Below are 1,640 nucleotides of genomic sequence, written 5' to 3'. Positions count from 1 at the left end.
GGCAAATACCGAGACCAAGACTCCAAACGAAATGTCTTTCTTAGATCATCTTGAAGAATTAAGATGGCATTTGATTCGTTCAACTTTAGCCATCGTAATTATAGGTATTGTGGCATTTACAATGAGTGGTTTTATTTTTGATTCCATCATCTTTGCGCCCTCAAGAATGGATTTTCCCACCTACCGCTTTTTTTGCAAGGCGGCCACTTTTATTGGTATTGAATCCGATTTCTGTGCCGACAAGCTCCCATTCAGCATTCAAAGCCGTACTATGGGAGGGCAGTTCTCTGCTGATATTTGGACTTCCATTTGGGCCGGATTTATTGTGGGCTTTCCTTATGTGCTATATGAAGTATGGAAGTTCATTAGCCCCGGGCTGTATGAAAAAGAGCGCAAAAACTCAAGAGGGTTTATCTTGATCGCTTCTTTGCTTTTCTTTATGGGTGTACTTTTTGGGTACTACGTTGTAGCTCCCTTATCCATTAACTTTTTAGGAACCTATCAGGTTAGTGAAATTGTGCTTAATGAATTTGACATAGGATCCTATATATCTACATTAAGGACATCGGTAATCGCATGTGGAATCATATTTGAGTTACCTATAATCATTTACTTTTTGACCAAAATAGGTTTGGTAACCCCCGAAATCCTAAAAAAGTATCGAAAAATTTCCTTGGTGATCGTACTTATTATTTCGGCGGTGATCACACCCCCGGATGTGACCAGTCAGATCATCGTAGCCGTGCCTGTTTTGATTTTATACCAAGTGAGTATCTACATTTCAAAAATGGTAATGAAGTCAGAGGCGAAGAAAGAGGCAAAGGCGGCAAAACAATATAAAAAAGGTTAAAATACCGTGAAGAAGAATCCAACACCCAGTATTTAAATATAGATTTGGGGTATTTATGCTTGAAATTATTCAAAATATATGAAGCTTAGAGCAGAGAATATAATGAAAGCCTACCGTGGGCGACAGGTTGTAAAAGGCATTTCCCTTGAAGTGAACCAAGGGGAAATCGTGGGGCTCCTTGGGCCAAATGGGGCCGGAAAGACTACCTGTTTTTACATGATCGTAGGACTCATTAAGCCTAATGCAGGAAACATATATCTAAACGATACGGAGATTACCAAATTCCCCATGTACAAAAGGGCACAGAACGGCATTGGTTATTTGGCCCAAGAAGCTTCGGTATTCCGAAAATTAAGTATCGAAAAGAATATTTTAAGTGTGTTGCAATTGACCACCATGAGTAAAAAAGAGCAGCATCTAAAAATGGAATCACTTATTGAGGAATTTGGATTGGGCCATATACGGAAAAATAGGGGAGATCTACTTTCCGGTGGCGAACGCCGCAGAACCGAGATCGCGAGGGCCTTGGCCACCGACCCTAAATTCATTCTCTTAGACGAACCCTTTGCGGGGGTAGACCCTGTTGCCGTAGAGGATATTCAACGCATCGTGGCCCATTTAAAGGATAAGAACATCGGTATTCTAATAACAGATCACAATGTACAGGAAACCTTGGCGATTACTGAACGATCCTATTTAATGTTCGAAGGGGGTATTCTAAAATCCGGTGTGCCCGAAGACCTTGCGGCAGACGAAATGGTACGTAAGGTGTATCTGGGCCAAAACTTTG

Annotated in this window: 2 protein-coding genes; both read left to right on the top strand. The window is 41.2% G+C overall.

Annotated features, from left to right (window positions below):
• Nucleotides 1-850: twin-arginine translocase subunit TatC (gene tatC / locus WBM98_RS04435; RefSeq protein WP_424364821.1), on the top strand; the 850-nt coding region annotated here is incomplete at its 5' end.
• Nucleotides 851-928: 78 nt separating this feature from the next.
• Nucleotides 929-1,640: LPS export ABC transporter ATP-binding protein (lptB, locus tag WBM98_RS04430; RefSeq protein ID WP_424364820.1), on the top strand; the 712-nt coding region annotated here is incomplete at its 3' end.

The organism is Maribacter sp. (assembly GCF_049667165.1).
Classification (GTDB): domain Bacteria; phylum Bacteroidota; class Bacteroidia; order Flavobacteriales; family Flavobacteriaceae; genus Maribacter_A.
This window is presented reverse-complemented; position numbering and strand designations above follow the sequence as displayed.